Source organism: Senegalimassilia sp., from assembly GCF_977052095.1.
In genome coordinates, this window is the sequence record NZ_CDRSTZ010000005.1 from 55,850 (window position 1) to 82,127 (window position 26,278).

Sequence of the window (26,278 nt, forward strand, 5' to 3'; positions counted from 1 at the left end):
TCCTTTCTCGACGGTAGATGGTTACACGAATCGCTTCGTCATACGTAAGATGTTGCGGCCATCGGCGCGCGTGTAGCGCAAGTCGTCCATGTATTTGCGCATAAGTAAGATGCCCAGGCCGCCTTTGCGCTGCTCATCGGTGGGGTCTACCTTCTTCGGATCGTGCGACAGAGGGTCGTAGGCTATGCCCTGGTCGCTGAACACCAAGTGCAGGCAGCCGGCGCGCTCGTCGACGGCAACCTCGATGTCCACCGGCAAGCGCGGCTGGCCGTCGGGGAAGCCGTAATGGCAGATGTTGACGAATATCTCCTCGCACACCAGCATCATCTGCGCCAGCAGCTTCGGCGTGCGACCTTCGCCTTCGCACAAAGGCTCCAGGAATGCGAACAGGTTGTCCAGCTGCTCGTCTTGCGCCGGCAGCGTCAGGCTTGCGATGGGCAGATTCCAGCGGAACGCCAGCATGGTGATGTCGTCGGCTTGCGGCGCGTTGCCTGCAAATGCGTCCACGCTTGCGGCCAGGGCATCCACTGCCGCCTGGGCAGACGATCCGCGCGGGGCGCCGCCCGCCGCCGCAGCGCCGGTTTGCGCAGCGGCGTCCAAGGCGGCAAGCGTTTGCAGCAAGCGCTCTTCGCCGTACAGCTGCTCGTGCTCATCGGCGGCTTCCGACACGCCATCGGTGTACAGCAGCAACCCGTCGCCGGGGCTGCACGTGAAGCTTCCCTCGCTATACTTCACCACGTCCATGGCGCCAAGCACCAGCCCCGGGCGGCACGTCAGATAACTCAGACGGCCGTTTTGCTTGAGCACGGGCGGATTGTGGCCCGCGTTCGCATAGCGCACTTCGCCAGTGGTCGTGTCAACAACGCACGCGAACGCCGTCACGAACAGCATGGCGTCGTTGCGCTCGCACAACTGGCGGTTGGCCAGGGTAAATGCCGTGCCCAGGTCCTCGGTTTCCAGCAGGTATTGGCGCAGCAGGCTTTGCGCGCGCATCATGAACAGCGCGGCGGGCACGCCTTTGCCCGACACGTCGCCAATGACGAACGCCACACCGTGCTCGCCCACTTCGAACACGTCGTAGAAGTCGCCGCCCACCTCGCGCGCCGGGCGCATGAAGCCGGCGATATCAAGCGCGAAGCGTTCCGTGAACGAATCGAAATCATGCGGCACGGCGCTCATCTGAATCTGCTTCGCCACGTCAAGCTCGGTGGCCGCACGTTGGCGCTCGGCCGTGACGTTGTACAGGCGCTCGATAAACCCCACCATGTCGCGGCGCATCTTGTTCGTGGACTCGAACAGGTCCGCGATTTCGTAGCGCGGCATCGTGCCGCGTTCGTCCACCGCGATGAGCGTGTCGCGACGCCCCTGCTCAACGTCGGTTTCCATGCGTTCGATGAATGTTTGCTGGTCGTGGGCAAGCACCTCGATCGGACGCGTGAAGCGGCGCTCCAGGAAATGCAGGAACGCGAACATGGGCAGGAAAATGGGCAGCGTCAGCAGCGCAACCTCGAAGTACATGGTGTACACGACCGTCTGGAAACTCTCCTCGTCGTCCGACGCGAAGAAGATGATGACCAGCGAGATGCCAAGCAGCAACAGCGCCGAAGCCACCACAAACGTGATAACGAAACGCTGCGTGAGGTTCGCTTCCGTGGTGTTGCGATACGGGACATGAATCCAATGCGGCGCGGTTGGCGTCAGTGGACTGCGCTCAAGCACGTACAGCAGCGGCAAGCCAACGTACAGCAGCATCCACACGTTGTTAAGCCCGCGCATGGCGAACGCAGGGCCCGACTCGGGCGAGGCGCCCACGAACAGATACACCGCCATGTTGACGCATGCGCTGTCCACCAGGGCAAGTGCCATGTACAGCGCCGTTTTCGACGCCGAATCGAACCGCGGATACGGGCGCGCGCTCTTGCGATTGACGGCGTACCACACCCAACGCGGCAAGCCGTTGTACATAATCTGTATAACGAAGTAACCCGCAAGCATGAAGGGCGTGGCGCCTTCGTGCAGAATGTCGGACACCAGGTTCGCCGCCGCGCAGCCAAGAATGCCCGGCAGGCCGAAGAATAGGCCGAGCACCGGGCCAAACGCCGATGCCGGGCGCACCTGCACGATGTCGTTGAACTGAGGGACGGCAAGAAAGGCTTCGAGGATTACCAGATACACGATAAAGCAAGCAACGCCGATGCCCAACGAGTGCTTCCAGGTTCGCCGAGCGTGCGCCGCCGGAGCATTTTCGGGCGCACAGGGGCTTGCACCTTCCGCCTCGTCGGAAGAGGCAGGCCCAGGCGTTGCATAGTCTTTCGGTTGAACCGAACCCATTGCCTTCCCCCGCATCTGCTCGCCGAAAACGTCCATCGCGTTTTTCACCCTTACTATACCGAATACCCTCAGCATAAGCGAAGGCAAACGCCAACGGTGTACGAAAACGGGCGTTTGCGACACGAAGCGGGAAGCCGCGTAAGCTTACGCTTGACGCGAGGGCAAGCCTCGCATTAGGGCTCATGCCAAGAAGCCCCGCGTTCCCTTTGCTGCCAAAAGCCTGGTCTAGGAGGAGACAGATCGGCAAGCGACGCGCGAATGCTACGACAGCGAGGCAATTGCTTCGGGAATAGCCGCCACCACGTCTTCGGCAACCACGCAGATGCTGGTCAGGCGCTTGGCCGCTGCCTGCGCGGCGCGCGCATGCAACGTGGCGGCAAGCACGCAGGCGTCAACAGGAGCAAGCTTTTGGGCAAGCAACGCCGCGGTCATGCCGGCCAGCACGTCGCCCGTGCCCGCCTTCGCAAGCGCGGGCGTTCCGTCCGACATGCGCACAACGGTTTCGCCATCCGATATATAGGTAGTGGGGCCTTTCACCATGGCGGTGACGCCGTAGGCTTGCGACAACAGCAACGCCAGCTGCGCCGGGTCGTCGGTGGGAAGCTCAAGCGGCGCGGCAAGCCGAGCGGCCTCGCCCGCATGCGGCGTGATGACGGTGGGCAGGCCGTCCACGAAGCGACGGCGCAGCAACAGGCGGCCCTCGGGAGAGGTCAGCGCGTCAAGCGCGCCGCCGTCAACGAGCACCGGAGCCGCCGCGCCGTCAAGGACGGCGCATGTCAGCTGCGCCGAAAGCGCGTCGTCGGCGTTAAAGCCGCTGCCCACAAGAAACGCCAGCGGGTGCTTCGGGCGCGCAGGCCCCAGCGCTTTCGGGCGAGGGACCGCGTACAAGGGGCGCGCTGACCTGGCAGGATGATGCGGCGCGGCCAAGCCGGGCGCCGCGGGCGCAACAAGCGGCGCCATAGCGGCGCCGCGCTCGTCGGGATCAAGCTGCGCGTAGGCCGCCAGCTCGTCCCACGCGCGCACCACCAGCGACGGGCTTGCCACGCGAACCGCCGACACGGACTGCGGCGCGCAAACAACCTCGGTATACCCCGCACCCATGCGCTGCGAGGCCGTAGCCGCCAAGCACGCGGCGCCCGGATAGTCCGCGCAACCTGCAACAAGCGTCACCTTGCCGCGCGAGTATTTGTTCGCCGCATCGTCGGGCCAAGGAAGCAACGCCGCCACCTGCTCCAACGTGTACTTTTTCGTCCGCCGCATCTTCCACTCGCTCCTAACCGGCCGCCCACATTTTCCGCAAGTGTACCCCAAGCATGTAAACCCTCAGTAAATAATAGTCGCACAGGCCTTGTTTGCCCTCAAGAAGCCCGCGGCAACCGCCGCTGCGCACCCAGCAACCCAATCGCCAGGTTCGCCCACCCTCGCAATCCGGCCGGCAGGCTCCGTCCGCCCCGGCGGCCAAAGCCCACAACGCATTCGCCCCGCCCCAGCAACCTAAGTTCACGGCGCATTCGCCCCGCACCAGAACCTAAAGCGAAAGAAGGCCTCTTCCCATCCTGACAGCCCAGAATAACAGTTGGTCTTTCCCTGCTCCAGCAGCCCAGGGAGACTCATCCCCATCCCAGCAACTTTCCCTACCCCCATCAACCCAGGAAGAGAGCAAGCCTTCCCTCACCCTACCCCCCAGCAACGCAGGACGACAGCAGGCCTTTCCTTACCCCCCCAGCAAACCAGAGCGGCCACGATCCCCCTCTCTGGCAACCCGAGACAGCAGCTAGCCTATTCCCATCCCCTAGCGTTCAGCTTCTCGCGAAAACGGCCACTCTTCGCCAATATTTTGAGAAGCTGAACGTTTTTTGGACAAAGATCAGCGAATCTGAATGTCGCCCCCCCTCCGAGCGAGCAGAACCGCAGGCTTCCAAAATTGCTAACTCGATACAAAATACCTGGTCACACAACCACAAGCTTTCTCATAACCATCTCGCACAACCGACTTTACTACTGCCGGTGTTCAGATTCTCGAATTGCTGGCCAACAGTGGCCAAATACCCGCTTTCCTGAATAACCGCAATGGCCCAAAGTAACCAACCGGGGTGAAAACGCCCCGACAAGCCAGCCCGACAAGTCCAACATAGGGTCCGGAAAAATCAAGCACGAACACAACGAAGTCAAATGCTAGCCGATAAGGCCGAGCCCATGGTCCCACAATCAAGCGCAGGCCATCCGCGCCCGCTTGCCTTTCCAAACTTGACTCAATTCCCAAGCTTTTATTCCCTGCCCCTTGCGGTTTCTTCCAACAAGCCTGCCGGAAAACCTGGAGCGCAGTTCACCCCGAATGAGCATTTTCGGGGTGCCCGTCCCCTGATTTTGCGCGCTTATTGAGCAACCTTGCACAAATGCACGCCGGCAACACGCAAAAGCTTACACGCGCGCATTCGCGCATCATCAGTAAACCTTGCCGAAATCTGATTGCGAAAAATTGTCGTGTGACCTGGCATTTTGCAATGCTATGCTACCCGCATGACAATCATTCTATCCCACATATCAGCACTAGAGTTTTGGCTATCCCCGCGCAAGGTGCAGCCAAAAATCGTGCGCGCAGACATTCCCGAGAAGGGCCCTTCCTCACACGAGCGCAATCGTTTTTTGCAACGTTTCGCAAACCAGCTTGGCACGCCCGTGCACACGCTCACGAAAACACCTTGGCCAAGCAATGGCCCCTTTCACCATCATTCTTGCAGCCTTTTTGCCAAAGGCCTTCCTCTTGCCGTCGCATGCGAAGGCGTCTTGGTGTGCCCCGTTGAGCTCGCCTTCGTTCAAGTTGCCACCCACCTGCCATTCCCCGAACAGGTGCGCCTGGGCTTCGAGCTTTGCGGTGCGTATTCCGTGGACCGCACGGCAAGCGGCGGGTTTTTCCAGCGCAAACCGCTCACAACGCCGCAACGAATCGTGCAATTCGCATGCGGCAACGCGTCATTGCGCGGCTCAGCGAAAGCGCGGCGCGCGTTGCGTTACATCGCCGAGAACGCGGCGTCACCGGCCGAGACGAGGATTGCCATGTCGCTTACGCTTCCCTTGGCGGAAGGAGGGCTTGGTCTGCCAAAGGCCCAGTTGAACCACAGTTTGCCGCTGGGCACCTACGCACGGCGAGCGACTGGCCGGCATTATTTTGTCTGCGACCTGTTTTGGCCAGACTGCAACGTCGCCGTCGAATACGACAGCGATGCCGTACACACCGGCGCACAGCGCATCGCCGCAGATTCGGCACGCCGCAACGCGTTGTCGTACCTCGACATCAGCGTGATAACGGTCACGCGCGCCGAGTACCAAAACCGAGATGATTTCAACCGCGTCGCACGCATCATCGCAAAGCACCTTCATAAGCGAATTCGCATACGGGACGTGCGCTTCGAACAACGCCAGATTCACCTGAGGAAAGCGCTGGCAGCGCAACCTACCTGGGAAAACCGCAGGCACGCACAGCCGCTTCGAGATCATCTTCTTTCGCATTAAGCCCCAGCGGCCAAAAGTGATGCGAACAAAGCGAAGCGCGCTTGAACCCAAGTTGTAACTTGCCGGGGCCCACTCACGTTCAGCTTCCCGAATAATTGGCCATTGTTTGCCATTATTTTGAGAAGCTGAACGAATTGGGGACATATAACGACAAAGCTGAACGACTGCGAATCTGCACGCATCCGTGTTGTCATGCAGTAAATTCGCCGCCAGTAAAACCCCTGGTCACAACGTTGCAGTTTCGCTAAGCCGCAACAAACTCGCCAAAGCGAAGGGCATCCGTTCCGCCAAACATTCAGGAAGTCGAAGAATTGGCCAACAGTGGCCACTATTGCGAGTTCCTAAACGCAGCGAAGCCGTACTGCGCTTGCGGGGCTTTACGCTTCCTTGGCGTTTTGTGCGTCGCGCACCATGTTCATGGCGGCGTGGGCATCGGGGACCTGGGGTTTTACGGTTGCCGGCTCGGCTGCGTCAAGGTCGTCGAGCAGCGTGCGCGCTTCCTTGAACTGGCGCGCAAGCTCTTCCATCGGGTCGCGGCGCTGCTGTTGCGCGCGCACCGAGCCCTCTGTGATGGCCATGGCACAGGCCACGGCATCGGTATGCGTGAAGGAAAGCGAAAGCGGCAGCTCGCGCACGCCAAGCGACTGCGCCACCTGCTTCGCGCGGCCCGAAAGCACTGCGTACGGGCGACCCTTCGACGTGCGGCGAACCTCGACGTCGCGCACGCCGATGCCCTCGGAAAAGCCCGTGCCCAACGCCTTGAGCACGGCTTCCTTCGCGGCAAAGCGCGTGGCGTAGTGCACCTCGGGCTGCGAGGTGGCATCGCAGTAGCAGCATTCCTCGCAACTGAACACCTTGCGGGCGAACGCGGGGGAACGTTTCAGAATCTTGCGCATACGCTCGATCTCCACAATGTCCACGCCCAGGCCAACCGCGCCATCAACAGCGCCGAACAAGCCTTCCACCTGCGAAGGTGCAGCAACGTTTTCACTATTCGCCATAGTTTGCCTCTTGTCTGCCACAGACAGCCTTTCCCACATCGCTTCGAAGCCGCGCACCAGCGCCATAGTTCAACACGGTGAGCGCACCATCTATCTTCTTGACCGCTATTGTACGCAAAGGCGAAGGCCGAAAGCCGACCAGCCCAAGCGGCAGCGCACCAAAACCACGCAGCATTCCAGAAAGCTCCGCCAGGCCAAAATCGGTATGCGAACGGCAGAACCCGGTTGCCGGAGACGGCAAGGGGGGGGTGGGACGGATACTGCCCGTCCGCTTTAGCGGCGTTTGACCGCCTCAGCCCGGCAATCACGAAAGCACGATGCGAAAGGTGCTGCGCGAGCAGCGGAAGGGGGGGCCAACGCCTGCCCATCTTGGCTCCAACGGTCAACGCACTTCCGCGATCGCAAACGCAAGGCGACCCAAGCTGTAAACCTGGGTCGCCTTGTCTTGCGGCAAATTTTCGCAGGTCAAACTGCGCGTTACTCCACCGTTACGCTTTTTGCCAGGTTGCGCGGCTGGTCGACGTCGCAGCCACGGGCCACGGCGATGGCGCGCGCCAGCAGCTGCAGCGGCACGCTGGCCGTGATGGCAGAAAACGCATCGCGCACCTTCGGGATGTAGATGACGTGGTCGGCGTGCTTGCGAATCTCCTCGTCGCCTTCCGTGGCAATGGCCACCACCATGGCACCGCGCGCCTTGCTTTCCTGCAGGTTCGACACCAGCTTGTCGTACACCGGGCTTTTCGTGGCAACGGCAATGACAGGGAACCCTTCGTCGATCAGCGCGATGGGGCCGTGCTTCATCTCGCCGGCCGGATAGGATTCGGCGTGCAGGTAGCTGATTTCCTTGAGCTTGAGCGCGCCCTCGCGGCTGACCGCCGCGCCCATGCCGCGGCCCACGAACAGCGCGCTGCGGGCGTCTTTGCACGCCAGCGCCGCCTCCTCGATGGCCGGCTTGCACTCGGCCAAGATGCGCTCGACCTGATCGGCGGTATCGGCCAGCTCGCGGAACAGCAGACGGATCTGATTCATCTTCAACTTGCCCTTGACCTGCGCCAACAGCATGGCAAGCAATGTCAGCGACACCACCTGGCCCAGGAAGGACTTCGTGGAGGCAACGGCAATCTCCTTGTTGGCCTTCGTGTAGATGACGCCGTCGGACTCGCGCGCCACGGGGCTTCCCACCACGTTGGTGATGCCGAACACGCGGGCGCCCTTCACGCGCGCGTCGCGAATGGCAGCCAGCGTGTCGGCCGTCTCGCCGGACTGCGACACCGCCACCACCAGCGTGGTTGGCGTGATGATGGGGTTGCGATAGCGGAATTCGCTGGCCACTTCGCATTCACAAGGGATGCGCGCCCAGCCTTCAATGAGGTTCTTCGCGATGAGGCCGGCGTGGTAGCTGGTGCCGCACGCGATAATGTACACGCGATCGATGAGGTTGAGCTCCTCAACGGACAGGTCCAGCTCGTCGATGGACAGCGCGCCGCCCACCAGGCGCCCAGCCAGCGTGTCGCGGATGACGCGCGGCTGCTCGTGAATCTCCTTCAGCATGAAGTCGGGGTAGCCGCCCTTTTCGGCCACGTCGAGGTCCCAATCCACGTGCGTGACCTTCGGCTGCTCGATGACCTGGCCAGATGCGGTGTAGTACGTCACGCCTTCAGGCGTCAGGCGCGCCATTTCGCCGTCGTTCATAACCACCACGTCGCGCGTGGCGTCGATCATGGCGATGATGTCGCTGGCAACGTAGGCACCGTCTTCGCCCTGGCCCACAACCAGCGGCGAGTCCTTGCGCGTGGCCACGATGGTGCCCGGCTCGTCAGCCGACGTCACGGCCAGCGCGTAGGCGCCCACCAGGCGCTCGCACGCTCGGGCCACGGCCGCCATCAGGTCGGGCGCGCCTTCGGAAAGCGCCTGCTCAACCAGGTGCGGAACCACCTCGGTGTCGGTGTCGCTCGTGAACGTATGGCCAGCTGCCTGCAATTCCTCGCGTAAATCGGCGAAGTTCTCGATGATGCCGTTGTGCACCACCGCGATGCGGCCGTCGCAGCTGGTGTGCGGATGGGCATTCGCCTCGCTCGGACGGCCGTGCGTGGCCCAGCGAGTGTGGCCAATGCCGCACGTGCCCGCAAAGTTGAAATGCCCCAACGTGTGCGCCAAGCTGGAAACCTTGCCCTTGCGGTGGACGACCTCAAGCTTGCCGTCCTGATAGATGGCCACGCCGGCGCTGTCGTAGCCGCGATATTCAAGCCGCGACAGGCCCTCGATCAAGACGCCTTGGGCCGCTCGCGTGCCCGTGAAACCAACGATTCCGCACATGCGCATCGCTCCTTTGCCGTTAAGGATTGCATCCCGAACATGGCGTGCGGCCTGCGCAAACGCGAGCCGGCCGCATGGTCGGGCTTGTCGTACCCGCCTATGGTACACAAGCGAAAACCCACGCCCGCGCACCTGCGCACAATCTCTAGCGCAAGCGCCGCTTACCCCGCGCAAGCCGCCGTTTGCGGCGTGCGAAACCATGCTCAGCTCGCAAGCTTCGACGCAAGCGACGCGACCAAAGTAGTAAGCGCGCAAAAAGCGGGGCGCCGCACAAGCGACGCCCCGTCCGCAAACAAACCATGCAGGCCCTCGCGGCTTGCATGCCTCTCACCGCTCGCAAGCAAAACCCGCAAGCCCTTCGCGCTACACCTCGGCGATAACCTCGACCTCCACCAGGGCGCCCTTCGGCAGCTTCGCCACGCCCACAGCCGAACGTGCGGGGCGCGCATCGCCGAACGACTTGGCGTACTCGGCGTTGAACGCCGCGAAGTCGTTGATATCGTCAAGGAAGCACGTGGCCTTCAGCACGTGGTCGAAATCGGTGCCCGCCTCGGCCAGAATTGCCGCCACATTCTTCATGACCTGCGCCGTCTGCTCCTCGATGGTGGTGCCCACCAGCTCGCCGGTTGCCGGGTCGAGCGCGATCTGACCGCTGGCGAACAGCAAGTTGCCGGACACGCGGCCCTGCACGTACGGACCGATTGCCGCCGGAGCGCTCGGGGTGGCGATAACCTTCATGATGACCTTCCTTCCGGGCGCAATGGCCCCTCTGCGCAAAGCGCGTCTTGCCCAGCGCGGGCGCCACGGGCAAAAAATTACTGCGCCGCGGCAGCTATTTTGTCGCGCTGATATGGAACATCCCCTATTTTACCGCGTGCACGGCTATGATGGTTCCCAACACAAAACCGTCGCGAACAAAGCCAAAGGGGTGAACTATGCTGACGCTGGATGCATTCGAAGAAGCAGCCGCCAAAGTCAAGGAAGTTACACAGGAGACGAAGCTTATTGAAAGCCCCTACTTCAGCGAGATTTCCCACAATCGCGTATTTTTCAAGCCCGAGAACATGCAGCGCACCGGCGCATACAAGGTGCGCGGCGCCTACTACAAAATCAGCACGCTAACCGACGAGGAGCGCGATCGCGGCCTCATCACCGCATCGGCCGGCAACCACGCGCAGGGCGTCGCCTACGCCGCACGCCATTACGGCGTGAAGGCCACTATCGTCATGCCCACCACCACGCCGCTCATCAAGGTTGAGCGCACGAAAGCGCTCGGCGCCGACGTGGTGTTGGCCGGCAACGTCTACGACGAGGCCTACGAGCACGCGCTGAAGCTGGCCGAAGAAAACGGCTACACGTTCATCCACCCGTTCAACGACCTGGGCGTTGCCACGGGCCAGGGCACCATCGCCATGGAAATCGTGCAGGAGCTGCCGCTGGTCGACTACATCCTGGTGCCCATCGGCGGCGGCGGACTGGCCACGGGCGTGTCCACACTGGCCAAGCTGCTGAACCCGCACATCAAGGTCATCGGCGTGGAGCCCGCCGGCGCCGCTTGCATGAAAGCCTCGCTTGAAGCCGGCCACGTGGTGAAGCTGCCCAGCGCGAACACCATCGCCGACGGCACCGCCGTGCTTGAGCCGGGCGACAAGATCTTCCCCTACATCCAGCAAAACCTCGACGGCATCATCACCGTTGACGACGAAGAGATCATCGTGGCCTTCCTGGACATGGTGGAGAACCACAAGATGATCGTGGAGAACTCCGGCCTGCTGACCGTGGCCGCCCTGCGTCACCTTGATTTCGAAGGCAAAAAGGTTGTGTCCATCCTGTCCGGCGGCAACATGGACGTCATCACCATGTCGTCGGTGGTGCAGCACGGCCTCATCCAGCGCGACCGCATCTTCACCGTCAGCGTGCTTCTGCCCGACCGCCCCGGCGAACTGGTGCGCGTGGCGTCGGTCGTCGCTGACAACAAAGGCAACGTCATCCGCCTCGACCACAACCAATTCGTCAGCACGAACCGCCAGGCCGCCGTGGAGCTGCGCGTCACCATCGAGGCGTTCGGTCCCGATCACAAGAAGCAGATCGTCGAGGCACTTGAGGACGAAGGCTTCCGCCCGAAGCTTATCCAGGCGCACCTGTAAGCACCCGCGGGTCTACCCGCGCGCAGCATAACGCCGCAAAGGCCCCTGACCTCGCGTTTCTAAAACGCTGCAGGTCGGGGGCTTGTTTGTTGCCCGCCAAGGTTCCGAAAAGCCCCGCGCACGCCGGGTGAGCAGCGCCGCTGGACCTACGGCAACGCAACGGGCAAAGGCGTCAGCAGGCAAAGATCATCCGAAACTAGCAACGCCGCAAAGCTCGAACCCTTGGCATACTCGCGGCAACAACCATAACGCTTGTGTTTGTGGGAGCGTAAGTCCGGCACGTCAGCCATCCATGCGCGCCATTCTTGCGACCATCAAGTGCCGAAACGCCCCCTGAAGCCTCTTTGCTGTCGCATTGAGCGCGAACTCCCGCTAGTTTGCGTTTTAACATCATTGCGTTGATTATCGAAGCATCTCGGTTACACGTTTCCCCATGTCACAGCCAAGCCAGCACTTGCGCTACCAAGCGGAAACGCCGCAAAACGCAAACTAATGGGAGTTTGCGCTCACAAGCGCAGCGCAACAAGCAATTCCCCACAGACCGGACGACCGATCACACCCGCTCACGTTGCTTCGCGGTCGATTTGCAATGTTTTTCAAAATGTAAGTTGACTACGGATTACTTATTGTTACTATGTTAGCCATTTCGTACTTTAGGAGGCAGCATGAGAACAACCGCAGCTAGCAATTTGCTTGAGCGAAAACTCGTCCACCACTGCTCCCCCACGCTTGCAGGGCTGAAGCCGGCGAATCTTTTTGTGTGCCGTGAAGGAATCGAACACGACGACAATCCCGGAATGCGCACGCAAAATAGCCGCTTGAACTCGGGATCCAGCGCGCTCGCACCCGAGCCGTGCCGGTTCGCCCGCGAACTTGCCGCATGCCGCGCAAAGCTTGAGCCTTGCGGCGTTCGCATCGAAGTGCTGGCGCGCCGCAAAACTGGGCTGCTGTTGTACGTCTACCGTCCAACTATGCTGAAAGCAAGCCTTTCGCAGCCCAACATTGCCCAGTACCTGCAAAGCGAAGGCTACAACCCTGCCGACCTTTCTGCCTGCATCCTGAAACTGCACCGCCGCATCTGCGGCACCGACCTTGCCGCCACGCTTTCGGAAAGTTGCGCATTCCCCCACGAAATCGGTTTCTTCTTGGGCTACCCCTTCGACGACGTCATCGGTTTTATCGAGAACAAGGGCGAAAACTGCCTGTGCACCGGCTGCTGGAAGGTGTACAGCCGGCAACGCGACGCGCAAGCGTGCTTCTGCTGCTACAAAACGTGCACCTCGGCCTACGAAGACCTGTACGACGAGGGCGTGCCCATTGACTGCCTTGCCACGCTCGACGACAACTTCCCCGCAGCCGAGGCATTCGCCGCAGCAGGCTGAAGGCCAAAGGCCCTGCGCCTTGCGCCCGGCGCGCTTGAGCAGCGCCCCGGTCGTTCGGCACAGACCGACATTTCACACGCAAACGAAAGGATTTTCCCATGAGCAAAGTAGCAGTGGTTTTCTGGAGCGGCACGGGCAACACCGAGGCCATGGCCGATCTGGTGGCACAGGGCGCACGCGCCGCAGGAGCAACCGCAGACATCATCCAGTGCGGCGACTTCAGCGCTGACCGCATTGCCGACTACGACGCCTTCGCGTTCGGCTGCCCCGCCATGGGCGACGAAGAGCTTGAGGACGGCGAATTCCTGCCTATGTACGACGAAGTTGAGCCGGCGCTTTCCGGCCAGAAGGTGGCGTTGTTCGGTTCTTACGACTGGAACGACGGCGAATGGATGGAGCTGTGGGAGCAGCGCGCCGAGGAAGCCGGCTTGAACGTGGTGGATAGCGTCATCGCGAAAGACTATCCTGACGACGATGCCGCAACCGACTGCATGCGCATCGGGGCGCAATTAGCATAACGCAGCGGCGGCTAGACCACTTGCAAAGCGCTGGTCTAGCCGCTATTTCGATTTCTCGCCGCGTCTCTTATCGCTGCATCACGTAGTAGCCGGCATCGCGCAAAACGTCTTTCACGCGCTCCATGTCAAGCGGCTGTTTGGACAGCACGTGGGCGTTCTTTTCCGCAAGGTTGACGCGCGCCCACACGCCATCGATACTGTTCAGCGCATTTTCCACAGCAGCCACGCACTTTTCGCAGGTCATGCCGCCAACAGGCACATCGGTGGTGTACGGATAGTTCGCCTCGTCGGTGTCGGTCACGCGCACGCGGCGGGCCTTCTTCGCGCTTTTCTTGCCGCAGCACGACCCATCGCCGGAAAACGTGCGGATAGCCTGCCGTCCAGCAAAAAAGCCAGCGACAACGATTGCTATGCAGATAATCACGGTTGCGACCATAGTTTCCTCCTTATAACTTCTGAAACTTAACCGATTGTAACACTTCGGCGCAACCAGGCCATTTACTTCTGCTTCTTCAGCGTGGCGGGCCATTGGATGGAAATCCTTTACTGCAGCTTCATGAACATCTTCGGCATCGTGGACGCCGATTCGCTGGTGTGGGACGACCCCCTGTATCCGTTCATGGTATACGGCATCGGCGTGCTGGTGTGCGCCATCGCCCTGGTGCCGCTGCTCATCCAGCTGGTAAAACGCCGCAAAACCATGTGGGGCGCCGCACTGGAATACTTCGTCATCACCGTGCTGGTGTGCATGGCTATGGAGCTTGCCATGGGCTTTCTACTCAACCAGCCCGATGCCGCGGGCAACTACCCGCTGTGGGACAACTCGCAACTGCCTGGCAACATTTTCGGGCCAGGCGTAGATCGTGAACGACATCGGCCTGGGCGTCTTGGCCATGCTGTACACGTGAATCATCTACCCGCTGTGCCAAAAGGCGCTGGCAAAAGTGCCCATCCGCGTCATGCGCCCGGTTGCTGCAATCGTTGTTGTGGGCTTTGTGGTGCTGTGCGTGGTGAAATTCTCGTAAGTACGGCAACACCGCCGCACGTTTGGCAGCGTTTCCCGAAATTAGCTGCCGAGAACGCAGCCACGCTTGGCATCATTCGCATTGCCTCACAGCAACTCCTTCGTGCGGACGCAGCACAACGCTATCGCAAAGAGCGCATTGTGACATTTACCGTTTTCCCTGTTCAAGATCTCTTTTCACCCGTAACACCTACAATTTTGCTAGGCTTATCGTTCATCACGCGCGCCGGGTATCGATAATTCGAAATACTCGGCGCACGGAATCTCCTATATTCCTATTGACCCACTTCCTTTGCTTCGGTATAACTAACAACCGTCATCACGTTATACAAAAACAAGAAAGCAATAGTCATCGGTTAAGGAGATAACGAAATGTCTGAGAAAGCGAAGTACGCCTTTGAAACCCTGCAGGTCCACGCCGGCCAGGAGCAGCCCGATCCAGCCACTGATTCCCGCGCCGTGCCGATCTACCTGACGTCGTCCTACGTGTTCAAGGACGCCGCCACCGCTGCCGGCCGCTTCGGCCTGACCGAGCCCGGCAACATCTACAGCCGCCTGACCAACCCCACCGTCAGCATCTTCGAAGAGCGCGTTGCCGCGCTTGAAGGCGGCGTTGGGTCCCTGGGCGTTGCCACCGGTTCTGCTGCCATCACCATCGCCGTGCAGAACATCGCCACGGCCGGCGACCACATCGTGTCCTCCACGAACCTGTACGGCGGCACGCTGAACCTGTTCGAGCACACACTGGCTGATCAGGGCCTTTCCACCACGTTCGTCAACCCCGCCGACCTGAACGCCGTTGAGGCCGCCATCCAGGACAACACGAAGCTGTTGTACGCCGAAACGCTGGGCAACCCCAACTCCGACGTGCTTGACCTTGAGGCTTGGGCCGACATCGCGCATCGTCACAACGTGCCGCTTATCGTTGACGCCACCTTCTCCACGCCCTACCTGCTGCGCCCCATCGAGCACGGCGCCGACGTCGTCGTGCATTCCGCTACGAAGTTCATCGGCGGCCACGGCACGGCCATGGGCGGCGTGATCACCGACGCCGGCAAGTTCGACTGGGCCGCCAACGCCGATAAATTCCCAGGCGTTGCCAAGCCCAACCCCAGCTATCACGGCGTGGTGTTCACCGAGGCCGCCGGTGAGGCTGCCTACATCACGAAGGCCCGCGCCACGCTGCTGCGCGACCAGGGCGCAACGCTTTCGCCGTTCAACGCCTGGCTGCTGCTGCTCGGCCTTGAGACGCTGTCCCTGCGCGTCGATCGCCACGTGGAGAACGCGCTGAAGGTTGTCGAGTTCCTGAACAACCACCCGCAGGTTGCTTCCGTGAACCACCCGTCGCTGGCCACCGGCCGCGCCAAGGAGCTGTACGACCAGTACTATCCCAATGGCGCCGGCTCCATCTTCACGTTCGATGTGAAGGGCACGGCCGACGATGCCCGCAAGTTCACTGAAAGCCTGAGCCTATTCAGCCTGCTGGCCAACGTTGCCGACGTGAAGTCCCTGGTCATCCACCCGGCTTCCACCACGCACTCCCAGCTAACCGAAGAAGAGCTGCTGGCCGCCGGCATCAAGCCCACCACCGTGCGCCTGTCCATCGGCACCGAGAACATCGACGACATCATCGCCGATCTGGCCGCCGGCTTCGAAGCCATCAAGTAGCCTATCCCTCAGCAAGCGCGAAGGCGAATCGCCGCGCTGGCGTGCTCTGCATGTTTCCTTGGCTGCGCAAGCTTGGCCTTTGGCAGCCAAGCAAAAGCCCGCTCAACTCCCCATTGAGCGGGCTTTCTTGTATTTGCGAGCCGTTTGACCAGGGCTGCAAAAGGAAAATAGCGAAGGCCGGAGACGCCGCTTAACGAGCCCGCGACACCGCAGGCAATCCAGCAAGACCGGAGCAGCCAGCAGCCGCGGCGCCGCGGGCAATCAGACGCAGCCAATACCCGGGCAGTCGCGTTTCCAAAACCAGCGCGAAAGCGATTGTTGCTACAGCAAGAATCCAACCGCACCCAGCGCAATGCCCAGCACGGCGCCGGCAACCACATCGCGCGGAAAATGCACGCCCGACACCACGCGAATGACGGCAAGCGCAACGCCCGCCGCCAACATGGCCGGCCCTGCCCACGCAAGCGGACACCACACGCAAAACGTCATGGCTATCACGAAGATGCTGAACGTGTGCCTGCTGGGAAACGAATTGCCCTGCGTATCTTTCGCGATGACGGGCGCCGCATCGAACACTTCGTAGGGACGCGGCGCGTTGATAGCTTTACGCAAGGCGGTGACCAGCACGAACGATACGCCTGGCACCAGCAGCGCGCACAGCAGCGGCTTTGCCGGCCAGCCAAACGCAATCTGCCGCACAGCAAGCCATGCGAGCAAGCACGGATACGCCACATACACGGCATTCGTGATGGCCTTGTTCGCCAGCACAACCGCACGTGTCGCAGCCGGCCGCGCCCGCAGCGCATTCGTCATACGTATGTACGTCGATTTCCTCATGCCCTTCCCTAGCGATTGTTCACCGCTTCCGGGTGCAAATCGTGGTTCGCCAGACGGTCCCACGCAACCTGCTCCCAGCGCGTGCCGGGCTTGCCGTAGTTGCAGTACGGGTCGATGGAAATGCCGCCACGCGGCAGGAACTTGCCCCACACCTCGATGTACTTCGGGTCCATCAGCGCAATGAGGTCCTTCATGATGACGTTGACGCAATCCTCATGGAAGTCCCCATGGTTGCGGAAGCTGAACAGGTACAGCTTCAGGCTTTTGCTTTCCACCATGCGGATGTTCGGCACGTACGAGATGTAGATGGTGGCGAAGTCGGGCTGGCCGGTGATCGGGCACAACGCCGTGAATTCCGGACAGTTGAACTTCACGAAGTAATCGTTGCCCGGGTGCTTGTTCTCGAACGTCTCAAGCACGCTGGGGTCGTACGTTTGCGGATATTGCACGCCCTGATTGCCCAAAAGCGACAGGTCGTCAGCGCCTTCGCGCGTAGGTTTTTCGTTCGTCATAAGATTCCTTTCAAGCGCGGACACGTTACGCGCATATCGTGTTATCTGCAAATGAGATGACCTTGAGAAGAAACAGGCAGCTTCGATATCCTCTATCGCCAAGAGGCCCCGCAGTTGCTGCAGCTACATTTACCCAAAGGTACTGCGGCCTAATTGCTCGGCAAGGCCGCAGCGCCAAGCCCTATTTGCCCGCTTGCGCGCGCTGTGCGTCAAGCACATCAAGCAGCGGGTCGCGCACGCCGTTCAGCTCGAACGCGCGATTGCGATCGATGCATGTGCCGCATGCGCCGCACGGGTAGTTGCCGCCCTCGTAGCAGCTCCATGTCAGCTCATAGGGAACGCCCAGCTCAAGGCCGCGTTTCACGATATCGGCCTTCGACCATTCCACAAACGGCGCCTCCATGCGCAGCTCGCCGCCCGTGCCCTCCATGATGGCAAGGTTCATGGCGTACACGAACTCCAGCGAGCAGTCGGGGTACGCGTTGCCCGCCCAGTCGTCGTGGTGCGCGCCGTAATACAGCACGCTTGCGCCCAGCGACAGCGCCATGGATGCTGCCGACGACAAGAACAGTCCGTTGCGGAACGGCACGTACGTGCTGACCGGCGCGCCGTTGCTTTCGTCAAGCTGCTCGGCGTAGCTTTCCTCGGGAACCTGGTCGGTGGAGTGCGCAAGCAGGCTGCAGTTGCTGTCGGCAAAAATGGCCGACAGATCCAAAAACCGCTGCTCAACGCCGTAATACGTCGCAACAGCCTTCGCGCTTTCAATCTCTTTCTCGTGGCGTTGGCCATACGAGATGCTCAGCGCGAACACGTTTTCGGCGCCATAACGCTCAACCGCCATGGCCAGAAGCGTGGTGGAATCCACGCCGCCGCTGCATAGCACCAGCGCCTTTTGCCCCTCTTGCGACGCTCCCAGCTGCGGGCCGGCCGCCTTGTACGCCGCTGCCGCAGCAGCGAACGACCCGAACGAACGGGAGCTCTCATTAGCCGCAGTGCCGGACGCGGCCGTAGCGTTGTGCGACTTTTCGCCGACAGCTGCCGTTCCAAAGGCGCCTTCGCGAACCGCAGCCGCGGCTTGCGCCAACGACGGGAACACTTTGTTGGATTCTTTCATGCCTGCTACACGCCCCTCTCAACGTTAGGCCAGATAATCTTGTGCAACTGCAGCTGAGCCGTTGCCCATATCATGCCGTTTTCCTGCATGAACTCGACGATGCGCGCCGGCTCGATGCGCCCGAAGCACGGGCTGAGGTACACCGGAACGCGCCCGGGGAGGTCAAGCTGCCGTGCAACTTCAAGCGCGCGCGGCAGATCGCTTTCGGCGCACACGAATTTCACGGCATCGCGCGCATCAAGCAGCGCGAAATTGGTGGGCAGCATGTGCGCCTCCATACCGCTTGAAGGCAACTTCCAGTCCACGGTAAACGTGAGCGCACCGGGCGCCACGCCGCGAAGCTGCTGCCGCAAATTGGCAAGTTCTGCCAGGTCAGCGGCCCCGTTCGTTTCAACTTCCACGCGCAAGCCGCGCCCAATCGGGCCTGCTTCGCCGCACAGCACGCGCACCAGCTGCGCAAGATGCGGTTGCAGCACCGGCTCGCCACCGGTCAGCGTCACGCACTCCACGCCCGTTTCGCGTACCCACGCCACCAGCGCCGCAACCGTTTCCGATTGCACGGCAACACCCGGCTCGTTCGCCCACATCGTGTCGCAATACGAGCAGCGTAAGTTGCAACCCGCAAAGCGGATGAACGCCGCCAGCTTGCCCGCGCAGCGCCCTTCGCCGTTGATGCTGATGAACTTCTCCACCACCGGCATGGCGGCGCAGCCTGCCTCGGCGCCGTTGCCGCCAAGCAGTGCAGACGCTTCGCACGCATCGGGCGAAGAAGCACCTGCGTGCGCTGCCGCCTGTTCAGATTGACGCGCGCCGCCGCGCGGCTCGCAAACCGCAGGTTGCACGTTGTTTTCCCTGCTAGGCACGGTAAATCGCGCAGTTGTTCGGGGTTTCGTACACATCAACCTGCGACACCGGGAAACCCTTTTCGGCCAGCTTGTCGAAGAAATAGCGCGCCAGATTCTCCGCCGTGGTGCGGAACGGCATCATGGAAAGCGTGAAGCCCTCTTTATGCAGGCATTCAAGCGTTTCGGGCATAAGCGAGCCCTCTTCCACCACAAACGAATGGTCAAGCTCCTCGGTCAAATCGCGCAGCGCATGCTTGAACTCGGCGAAATCGATGACCATGTCCTTGTGCGTACCCTCGGTTTGCAGCTCCGCCTGCTCCAGATACGCCACCACGCGCCAACGGTGGCCGTGCAGGTTCTCGCACTTGCCGTGATAATCCGTCAGAAAATGAGCTGCATCGAAGCTGCTCTCCGTTTTCAAGCCATACATAGCAAAAGCCTTTCCCGTAAAGCGAAAACCGCCGTCGGAAAAGGCCCTTATAACACGCGTTGCCTACCACGATGCGCGTCAACACCGCATTCGACGCGCCGCAAAACCGCGTCCGCCCGCGCGAGCCATGCCCAGCCGCACAAGACGCAGCACCGGCAGCTCCCGCTGCGAAAGCAAGCAAAGGTACCTAGTTTTGTTTACCGACAGGAGGTTTTCGAACTGTCCATTTCGTTGTGCAGCAAGTATACCGCGCCGCGAAAGGCGCCGCGCGCCCTTCGCACGATTACCGCAAGCGCGAAACGTTACCACCGCTCTGTCTGCAGCATGGCGCGCCGATGGTCCATCAACGCTTGCAAACAAGACTCACCCGAGCCACCGTAGCGTCTTTACCGCCGCCGAAATGCCTCGCGAAAAGGCCGTACGGCGCATCGATTCCGTTAGCGAAGCCCCAAAACGCCCTTCACAAGTTCGTCCCACGTATGCGCCACGAACGTGGGATTTTCGGCCGCAAGCCGCGCTTCGTCGAACATGCCCCAGGTCACGGCCGCTGCTTTCGTGCCGGCCGCATTCCCGGCCTGCAAATCGAACGGAGCATCGCCCACGTACAGACACTCAGCTGGCGCGAAGCCGAGTATTTCGCAGCCGCGCTGCACCGGCTGCGGATCGGGCTTGGGACGCTCGACGTCGTCCCACCCCACGCAGCAATCCAGGTACTGCGCCGCGCCGACCACCTCAAGCCCGTGCCACGCTACCTCATGGCGCTTCGACGTGACCACGCCCAGATTCAAGCCCGCCGACGCCAGCTTCGCCAGCGCTTCGACGGTGCCGGGAAACGCCTTGATCATCTGGTCGTGCACCGTTTTGTTATGCGCGCGGTACGCCTCGCAGAACCGCTCCCGCAGCTGCGGGTCATCGGTGAAATCACGCACCTGTACCGAAAGCGGCTGCCCAACCTTTTGCAGGTACTCTTCATCGCTGAGCTGCCGACCAAGCACCGCCGGCCCCGCATAGCGAAAACTCGCAAGGATAAGATCATGCGAATCGACCAACGTTCCATCGTTGTCGAACAGCACTGCTTTCAGGCCTGCCATGTTTCTCCTTCGATAATGAGCGGCCTTTGCGAAAAGCCCGGCAAATCGACGGTCCCCGCGCTTCCGACGAGCTCCCGCCTTCCGGCGTGAACCCTTTTGGCCTCCGACATAAAAAAGAGCCGCCAGAAAACTGACGGCTCCGAAGTTTCCATGGTGGAGATGATGGGATTCGAACCCACGACCCCCACGTTGCGAACGTGATGCTCTCCCAGCTGAGCTACATCCCCATGGGTATTGCGCTTTGCGCGAGAAAGCATTTTCCTCGTTCACCTTTGCTTTGTCAAACAGTTCTTGCGCAGCATTCGCAAAATGTCCATGTTTCATGCCACAGCGCGCCCATACGCAAAACAGGGGCCGCACCGGCCCCCGTTTCTTGCAATTTCGAAAGCGCCTAGGAAAGCACCTTTTCCTCAAGCATGGACATGTCCACGCCTGGCTCGTCCCCCTCGGGGATGAACGGCTCGAACAGCGGCTCGCCGTTCTGCGACAGCTCCACCATACCCGTCAAAACGTCGACGTACTGGTAGGACTGACGCGCCGTGCGGCCGCGCTTGCGGTCGACTTCCATGATGAACAGCTGCGGATGCACCTGCATCAAAATGCCTTCGCTTTCGACGATCTTAGAACGACCCATGTTCGCGCGAACCTTCAGGCGTTGACCGACGAAGTCATGTAACGTATCATGAATGGAGTCGACGATTTTTGCTTGCTTCGCTAAATCCATAGTAGCTCTTTCCCGCATAACACACAGATAACAGTTCACAATTGTATCATGCGGGTCAATGCAAGCTTACTTCTCCATCTTTTGCACCCATTTTTATAGCAGTTATCACAGAACGGCCACATCCGCTGGGCCGTTCTGTGATATTTGGCCAACAAGCGCCGGCCTTATCGGTGCATGAAAACGTTATTGGCCAAGCTGTGCCTGCACCGCAAGCAACTCCTGCCCCAGCTGCACGAACTCCGCAAGCGACAGCGTTTCGCCGCGCCGCTTCGGGTCGATTGACGCGCGCTCGAACAGCACCGGCAAATGCTGCGCCACCGCCCCGCCTTGCGCGCCGCGGCCGGCAAAGTACGTTTTGCAAGAGTTCGAAAGCGTTTTGCGGCGGCTGGCGAATGCCGCATCGGCCATGGTGCATGCCGCGCGCACCACATTTGCATCAAGCGGCGCTCCGGAAGCATCCGTCACGGGACGACGATTCAGGCGGATAACGGCGCTGTCCACGCGCGGCGGCGGAAAGAAGTTGTTCGGACTGACGGGAAAACGGCCAGCGGGCTGCGCGTACAGGCGCAGCTTCACCGTGTACGCCCCGTAGTTCTTCGTGCCGGGATCGGCCGCCATGCGGTCCGCCACCTCTTTTTGCACCATCACCGTTGCAGATTGAAGCGAATCAATGCGTTGGAAGTAGTCGAGCACCACTGTGGCTGCCACGGCATACGGCAGGTTCGCCACAAGCTTCGTTGGCATAGCCTGCGCATTCAGGTCGGAAAGCTGCAGGTCAAGTGCGTCTTTCTGGATAAGCGTGAACTTGTCCCACCACGGCGCCAGCGTTTCTTCGAGCACGGCCGGCAAATCGGCATCGCGCTCGATGGACGTGACATGCGCGGCGCCTTTCAGCAGCGCCATGGTAAGCGTGCCGATGCCCGGACCGATTTCCAACACGCGATCGGCGCCGTCAAGCTCGGCAAGCGCGACGATTTTCTGCACAATGGCATCGTTGACCAGGAAGTTTTGCCCCAGCGAATACTTTGCCGTCAGGCCGTGGTCGGCCAGCACCTCGCGCGTGGCGGCAAGACTCGCAAGCGTCGACAGGTTACCCACGGCGCTTCCCCTGCTTTCCGCCGCGGTTAGCATTGCCGCCTTTCGCGCCGCCAGCCTTGCCGCCGCCTTTGCCCTTTTGCGCGTGCGGGTTGTCGTGTTTGGCCTGCTGCACGCCGTTTGTGCCGCGCTTAGCGTTCGCGTGCTTCTTTTGCGCGAAGCGCTTGCGCCCGTGCTGAGCCGCATCAACGCGACGGCCTTCTTCGTCAAGCTTGATAACCTGGCGCTCGGAACCGTTTTCTCCCAGGTCAAGACGTGCACGTTGCTGTCTGCGCGCAGCCTGGGAAGCAAGTTGGGCGGCGAAGTCGTTTTCCGCGAACGCTTCAGGCACGCTTTCGGCGGGCGCAGCCGGCTGCTCGGCCGACGCTTCCGCAGGCTCGACCGCCGCCGCAGATGCGCCGCCGGCGAACGCGCGCACAACAGGGCCGCTGATGGGATATTCGTCCGCTTCGGCTACGATTTCGCCCGACTCGTCGATCTTGCCTACCCAGTCAAGCACGCGCTCCAGACGGAAGCCCGCCACAGCAGCTGCCGAGCGAACTGTGCCCACTAGCGGGTCGAAGCCGTGCGGATCGCCGCCCTCGCCCACCACGTGCAGCGTACAGGGGCGCCGCCGCGCGCGCTGGCGCGTCCAGAAATACGGCTGGAACCGGTCGAGCACAGCCTTGAGCTGCGACGACGGGCCCGCAAAGTACACGGGCGCCACCACAATAAGCTCGTCGGCGTCCTCAAGCAGCGGATAGATGTCATCCATGTCGTCGCGGATAACGCACCGACGATTGGCGTCGTTGGGATTCCCATCGCTCAGGGAATTGGGAGAGTCAGTGAGGGCGCCTGTGGTGGTGCAGCCCGTAGGGAAGACGGAGGCGCCGCGTACTTCGGTACGCAAGTCTCCGGCTTCGCCGCGGGATGCGCTGCCACAGGTGGCCGCAACGTCGGCATCTCCGCCGTTCGGCAGAACGGCGGAACCACGTTTGCACCAATCGCAAGCATTGCACCCGGCCACTTCCAGCGTGGACACCGGCGCCAGGAACACCTCGTCTTCCGGACATTCTTCGATGCAGCTTTCGAACAGCAGGTCCGCCAGCGCGCCGCTGCGGCCCTCGACGCGAGGCGACCCGACAATAATCAGGCGTTTCATTCGCAATTCCTTTCGTTTACGGCAGCGGGCGCATGGGCTTGCTGCCAAGCGGTGAGCGGACGGTCAAGCAACGTGCGGGCGTTTTCGCGCAGCTGCGCCAGCAATTCGGCCCGGGCGGCGGCGCTCTCACACCCTAGCACTTCAGCCATGCACGCAGCGGTGAACACCGTGTGCGCCGGCCCGCACGGCACGCCGCGCATGGGCTCAGGCGTCATGTACGGGGAATCGGTTTCGGTAAGCAGCAGGTTGCGCGACGTGCGCGCCACCGCATCGCGCGTATCCTGGCAGCGCTTGAACGTGAGCGCGCCGCCCAGCGCAACGTAGCACCCCTGTTCAACCCAGGGTTCCAGCGTTCCCCAATCCAAATCGAAGCAGTGCAGCAGCGTGCCGGCCGCCGGAAAGCCCTCTTCGCGCAATATGGCGAACGCCTCGTCGTGCGCCTCGCGCACATGCAACGCCACCGGCAAGCCCGTTTCGTGTGCCAGGCGAATCTGACGGCGAAACGCCTGCCGCTGATCTTCGCGCGGCGACAAATCGTAATGGTAGTCCAGCCCGATCTCGCCCACGGCGCACACGCGCGGATCGGCCAAGCGCGTAACAAGGCGCGCCTCCATGGCGTCGTCGTAGAACTTCGCGTTGTGCGGATGCACGCCGCACGCCAGGCGCAGCCGCGGCAGCGGACGCGCGGCAGCCCCCTCGGGCAGCACGAACGCCGCCGGCAGCGCGCCATCGGGCAGATGCGTTACCGCATCGCCACCAGCCGCCAGCACCTCGCGCGTGCATTCGACTACCTGCGGCAAACGCTCGGCCGCTTCGACATACCAGCCATCGAAGCGATCGAACACCTCGGGCGCATCTTCCTGCACGTCGATGATGTCGCACACGAAGTCGACGCCCCACACCGCGCAACGCGCGAACTCAAGCGCCGGATCGGCCAACAGATGCACGTGCGCGTGCGTGTCGGCCACCGCGCCCTCAAGCCGCGGCGGCTCTACCAGGCGAAACTTGCCGTGCTTGCGCTTCTGGCGAAACAGCGCGTCGAGAAATACGGGTTGTTCTTGCTCTTCGGTCATTCACATTCCCTTGGTAAAACGAATCTGACAAGGCACCTGTCCCCTTGTCAGATTCAAGCTCAAATGGGACAAAGGGACTGTCCCCTTGTCCCATTTTGCCGAGACGGCGCGGACAAACCGCGTCTCGTTCCAAAAAAGCGGGGCAAAAGGAAGTTCCCTTTGCCCCGCTTCGTACGTGCCAGTTATTCGGCGTTGACGTCGATCTCGTCCATGTTCAGGCGCGGGAACAGCGGGTCGCCGACGGTGACGGCGTTGCCGGCGGGCAACTGGCCCCACTTCGTGGCGGCCTCGATGTCCACCACGTCGGTAACCTTGCCCAGGCTGAGGCGATCGAACACCTCGTTGGACGTGTTCGGCATGAACGGCGCCATGTACAGCGCGATGATGCGGATGGCCTCAAGCGCGTTGTAGATAACGGCCGCCAGGTCGCCCTGCGTTTCCTCGTTCTTCGCCAGGTTCCACGGCGTGCTTTCCTCCACGTACAGGTTCACGCGGCTGGCCAGCTCCTGCACCGCGGCGGCGGCACCGGTGAAGTCCACCTGCGCCATGCACGGGTCATACTTCGCGTACAGCTGCTCCACGATAGGCAGCATGGGGTTCGCTACACGCTCTGCGGCGTCGGCCGGCACGGCAGGCACCTTGCCGTCGAAGTACTTCTTCGTCATGTTGAACACGCGACTGCACAGGTTTCCCCAGGTGTTGGCCAAATCGGCGTTGTACACCTGCACCATGCGTTCCATGGAGATGTTGCCGTCGTGGCCGAACTGCACGTCGGACATAAAGTAGTAGCGATACGCGTCCACGCCGAAGATTTTCACCAGGTCGGCGGGCTTCATGCCGTTGCCCTTCGACTTCGACATTTTCTCGCCCTTGGTAAGCAGGAAGCCGTGACCGAACACCGTGTGCGGGATGGGCAAGCCGGCGGCCATAAGCATGGCCGGCCAAATGACACAGTGGAAACGCGTGATGTCCTTGCCCACAAAGTGGTACTGCATGGGCCAACGACGCTCGAACTCGTCGCCGCGCGCCTCGTCGCCGTAGCCGATGCCCGTGAGGTAGGCCAGCAGTGCATCGGCCCACACGTAGGCCACGTGGCCCTCGTCAAACGGCAGCGGCACGCCCCAGTCGAACGTGGAACGGCTGATGGACAGGTCTTTCAGGCCGCTTTTCACGAACGTGACCACTTCGTTTTTGCGCGTTTCGGGACGGATGAAATCAGGATGCTCTTCGTAGAACTTCAGCAGCGGCTCTTGGAATTCGGAGAGCTTGAAGAACCAGTTTTCCTCGCCGCCAGCCTTTTGCACCGGGCGCTTGCAGTCGGGGCACACAAACACGCCGTCTTCGTTTTTCTCCAGGTCAGACTCGGCGTAGTACGTTTCCTCGTGCACGCAGTACCAGCCCTCGTAGCTGCCCTTGTAGCACCAGCCCTTGTCGAACAGGTCCTGCCAGAACTTCTGCACGGTGCGGGTGTGGCGCGGCTGGGTGGTGCGCACGAAATCGGTGTAGGTGATGTCGA

23 protein-coding genes and 1 tRNA gene are annotated in these 26,278 nt (G+C 61.4%); 6 read left to right on the forward strand and 18 right to left on the reverse strand.

From position 1 onward, the window contains the following. Positions 1–21 precede the first annotated feature (21 nt). Both ACWI6D_RS01975 and ACWI6D_RS01980 read right to left on the reverse strand, forming a co-directional pair. The gene (locus tag ACWI6D_RS01975; RefSeq protein ID WP_449133475.1) at positions 22–2,331 is read right to left on the reverse strand and encodes an ATP-binding SpoIIE family protein phosphatase; all 2,310 of its coding nucleotides are present in this window, start codon (positions 2,329–2,331) and stop codon (positions 22–24) included. 261 nt (positions 2,332–2,592) lie between these two features. Next, positions 2,593–3,591 (reverse strand): NAD(P)H-hydrate dehydratase, encoded by a 999-nt coding sequence (locus ACWI6D_RS01980; protein WP_302936101.1) that lies wholly within the window; start codon positions 3,589–3,591, stop codon positions 2,593–2,595. A 1,260-nt stretch (positions 3,592–4,851) separates the two neighbouring features. On the opposite strand from ACWI6D_RS01980, the gene ACWI6D_RS01985 reads away from it, so the two are divergent. Further along, positions 4,852–5,844: a hypothetical protein gene (locus ACWI6D_RS01985; RefSeq protein ID WP_449133476.1), complete on the forward strand. Its 993-nt coding sequence runs from the start codon at positions 4,852–4,854 to the stop codon at positions 5,842–5,844. A gap of 377 nt (positions 5,845–6,221) precedes the next feature. Here ACWI6D_RS01985 and acpS read toward each other — a convergent pair whose 3' ends face one another. The 3 genes from acpS to ACWI6D_RS02000 all read right to left on the reverse strand — a co-directional run bounded on the left by acpS (position 6,222) and on the right by ACWI6D_RS02000 (position 9,899). Beyond that, a complete protein-coding gene (gene acpS / locus ACWI6D_RS01990) occupies positions 6,222–6,845 on the reverse strand; it encodes a holo-ACP synthase (protein WP_288284345.1) in 624 nt (207 codons plus the stop codon). A 477-nt stretch (positions 6,846–7,322) separates the two neighbouring features. Further along, a complete protein-coding gene (gene glmS, locus ACWI6D_RS01995) occupies positions 7,323–9,161 on the reverse strand; it encodes a glutamine--fructose-6-phosphate transaminase (isomerizing) (protein ID WP_288284346.1) in 1,839 nt (612 codons plus the stop codon). Positions 9,162–9,524: 363 nt separating this feature from the next. Next, entirely contained in the window at positions 9,525–9,899 is a 375-nt protein-coding gene (locus tag ACWI6D_RS02000) for a RidA family protein (RefSeq protein ID WP_449133477.1), read from the reverse strand. 197 nt (positions 9,900–10,096) lie between these two features. Between ACWI6D_RS02000 and ilvA the strand changes: the two genes are divergently transcribed. The 3 genes from ilvA (at position 10,097) to ACWI6D_RS02015 (ending at position 13,208) form a co-directional block, all read left to right on the forward strand. After that, complete coding sequence (gene ilvA / locus ACWI6D_RS02005; protein WP_449133478.1) at positions 10,097–11,308, forward strand: threonine ammonia-lyase; 1,212 nt, start codon at positions 10,097–10,099, stop codon at positions 11,306–11,308. Positions 11,309–11,973: 665 nt separating this feature from the next. Further along, positions 11,974–12,690 (forward strand): DUF3793 family protein, encoded by a 717-nt coding sequence (locus ACWI6D_RS02010; protein WP_288284349.1) that lies wholly within the window; start codon positions 11,974–11,976, stop codon positions 12,688–12,690. 98 nt (positions 12,691–12,788) lie between these two features. Then, the gene (locus ACWI6D_RS02015; RefSeq protein ID WP_449133479.1) at positions 12,789–13,208 is read left to right on the forward strand and encodes a flavodoxin; all 420 of its coding nucleotides are present in this window, start codon (positions 12,789–12,791) and stop codon (positions 13,206–13,208) included. 67 nt (positions 13,209–13,275) lie between these two features. On the opposite strand, the gene ACWI6D_RS02020 is transcribed toward ACWI6D_RS02015, so the two are convergent. Continuing rightward, complete coding sequence (locus ACWI6D_RS02020; protein ID WP_449133480.1) at positions 13,276–13,644, reverse strand: heavy-metal-associated domain-containing protein; 369 nt, start codon at positions 13,642–13,644, stop codon at positions 13,276–13,278. A 60-nt stretch (positions 13,645–13,704) separates the two neighbouring features. On the opposite strand from ACWI6D_RS02020, the gene ACWI6D_RS02025 reads away from it, so the two are divergent. Together ACWI6D_RS02025 and ACWI6D_RS02030 are read left to right on the forward strand one after the other, a co-directional pair. Continuing rightward, complete coding sequence (locus ACWI6D_RS02025; RefSeq protein WP_449133488.1) at positions 13,705–14,472, forward strand: putative ABC transporter permease; 768 nt, start codon at positions 13,705–13,707, stop codon at positions 14,470–14,472. A 132-nt stretch (positions 14,473–14,604) separates the two neighbouring features. After that, a complete protein-coding gene (locus ACWI6D_RS02030; RefSeq protein ID WP_288284352.1) occupies positions 14,605–15,900 on the forward strand; it encodes an O-acetylhomoserine aminocarboxypropyltransferase/cysteine synthase family protein in 1,296 nt (431 codons plus the stop codon). Positions 15,901–16,221: 321 nt separating this feature from the next. Here the strand turns inward: ACWI6D_RS02030 and ACWI6D_RS02035 are convergent, their stop codons facing one another. The 12 genes from ACWI6D_RS02035 to metG all read right to left on the reverse strand — a co-directional run. Next, the gene (locus ACWI6D_RS02035; protein ID WP_449133481.1) at positions 16,222–16,737 is read right to left on the reverse strand and encodes a phosphatase PAP2 family protein; all 516 of its coding nucleotides are present in this window, start codon (positions 16,735–16,737) and stop codon (positions 16,222–16,224) included. 8 nt (positions 16,738–16,745) lie between these two features. Further along, complete coding sequence (gene queF, locus ACWI6D_RS02040; RefSeq protein ID WP_288284354.1) at positions 16,746–17,249, reverse strand: preQ(1) synthase; 504 nt, start codon at positions 17,247–17,249, stop codon at positions 16,746–16,748. Between the two features lie 181 nt (positions 17,250–17,430). Next, the gene (gene queC, locus ACWI6D_RS02045; protein ID WP_302936088.1) at positions 17,431–18,363 is read right to left on the reverse strand and encodes a 7-cyano-7-deazaguanine synthase QueC; all 933 of its coding nucleotides are present in this window, start codon (positions 18,361–18,363) and stop codon (positions 17,431–17,433) included. Between the two features lie 5 nt (positions 18,364–18,368). Beyond that, a complete protein-coding gene (locus tag ACWI6D_RS02050; protein WP_449133482.1) occupies positions 18,369–19,205 on the reverse strand; it encodes a radical SAM protein in 837 nt (278 codons plus the stop codon). A 13-nt stretch (positions 19,206–19,218) separates the two neighbouring features. Next, positions 19,219–19,638, reverse strand: coding sequence for a 6-pyruvoyl trahydropterin synthase family protein (locus tag ACWI6D_RS02055; RefSeq protein ID WP_449133483.1), 420 nt, complete (start codon positions 19,636–19,638; stop codon positions 19,219–19,221). Between the two features lie 437 nt (positions 19,639–20,075). Further along, positions 20,076–20,729 carry an HAD family hydrolase gene (locus ACWI6D_RS02060; RefSeq protein ID WP_302936085.1) on the reverse strand — a complete coding sequence of 218 codons (654 nt, stop codon included), beginning with the start codon at positions 20,727–20,729 and terminating at the stop codon, positions 20,076–20,078. Positions 20,730–20,880: 151 nt separating this feature from the next. Further along, positions 20,881–20,956: transfer RNA gene (locus ACWI6D_RS02065), tRNA-Ala, on the reverse strand. A 164-nt stretch (positions 20,957–21,120) separates the two neighbouring features. Then, entirely contained in the window at positions 21,121–21,453 is a 333-nt protein-coding gene (locus ACWI6D_RS02070; RefSeq protein ID WP_129423261.1) for a Veg family protein, read from the reverse strand. Between the two features lie 183 nt (positions 21,454–21,636). Beyond that, positions 21,637–22,551, reverse strand: coding sequence for a 16S rRNA (adenine(1518)-N(6)/adenine(1519)-N(6))-dimethyltransferase RsmA (gene rsmA, locus ACWI6D_RS02075; RefSeq protein ID WP_449133484.1), 915 nt, complete (start codon positions 22,549–22,551; stop codon positions 21,637–21,639). Next, a complete protein-coding gene (locus tag ACWI6D_RS02080) occupies positions 22,544–23,689 on the reverse strand; it encodes a flavodoxin family protein (protein ID WP_449133485.1) in 1,146 nt (381 codons plus the stop codon). The genes rsmA and ACWI6D_RS02080 overlap by 8 nt, the downstream gene beginning before the upstream one ends. Then, positions 23,686–24,762 (reverse strand): TatD family hydrolase, encoded by a 1,077-nt coding sequence (locus tag ACWI6D_RS02085; protein ID WP_449133486.1) that lies wholly within the window; start codon positions 24,760–24,762, stop codon positions 23,686–23,688. The genes ACWI6D_RS02080 and ACWI6D_RS02085 overlap by 4 nt, the downstream gene beginning before the upstream one ends. Positions 24,763–24,944: 182 nt before the next feature. Next, positions 24,945–26,278: methionine--tRNA ligase (gene metG, locus ACWI6D_RS02090; RefSeq protein WP_449133487.1), on the reverse strand; the 1,334-nt coding region annotated here is incomplete at its 5' end.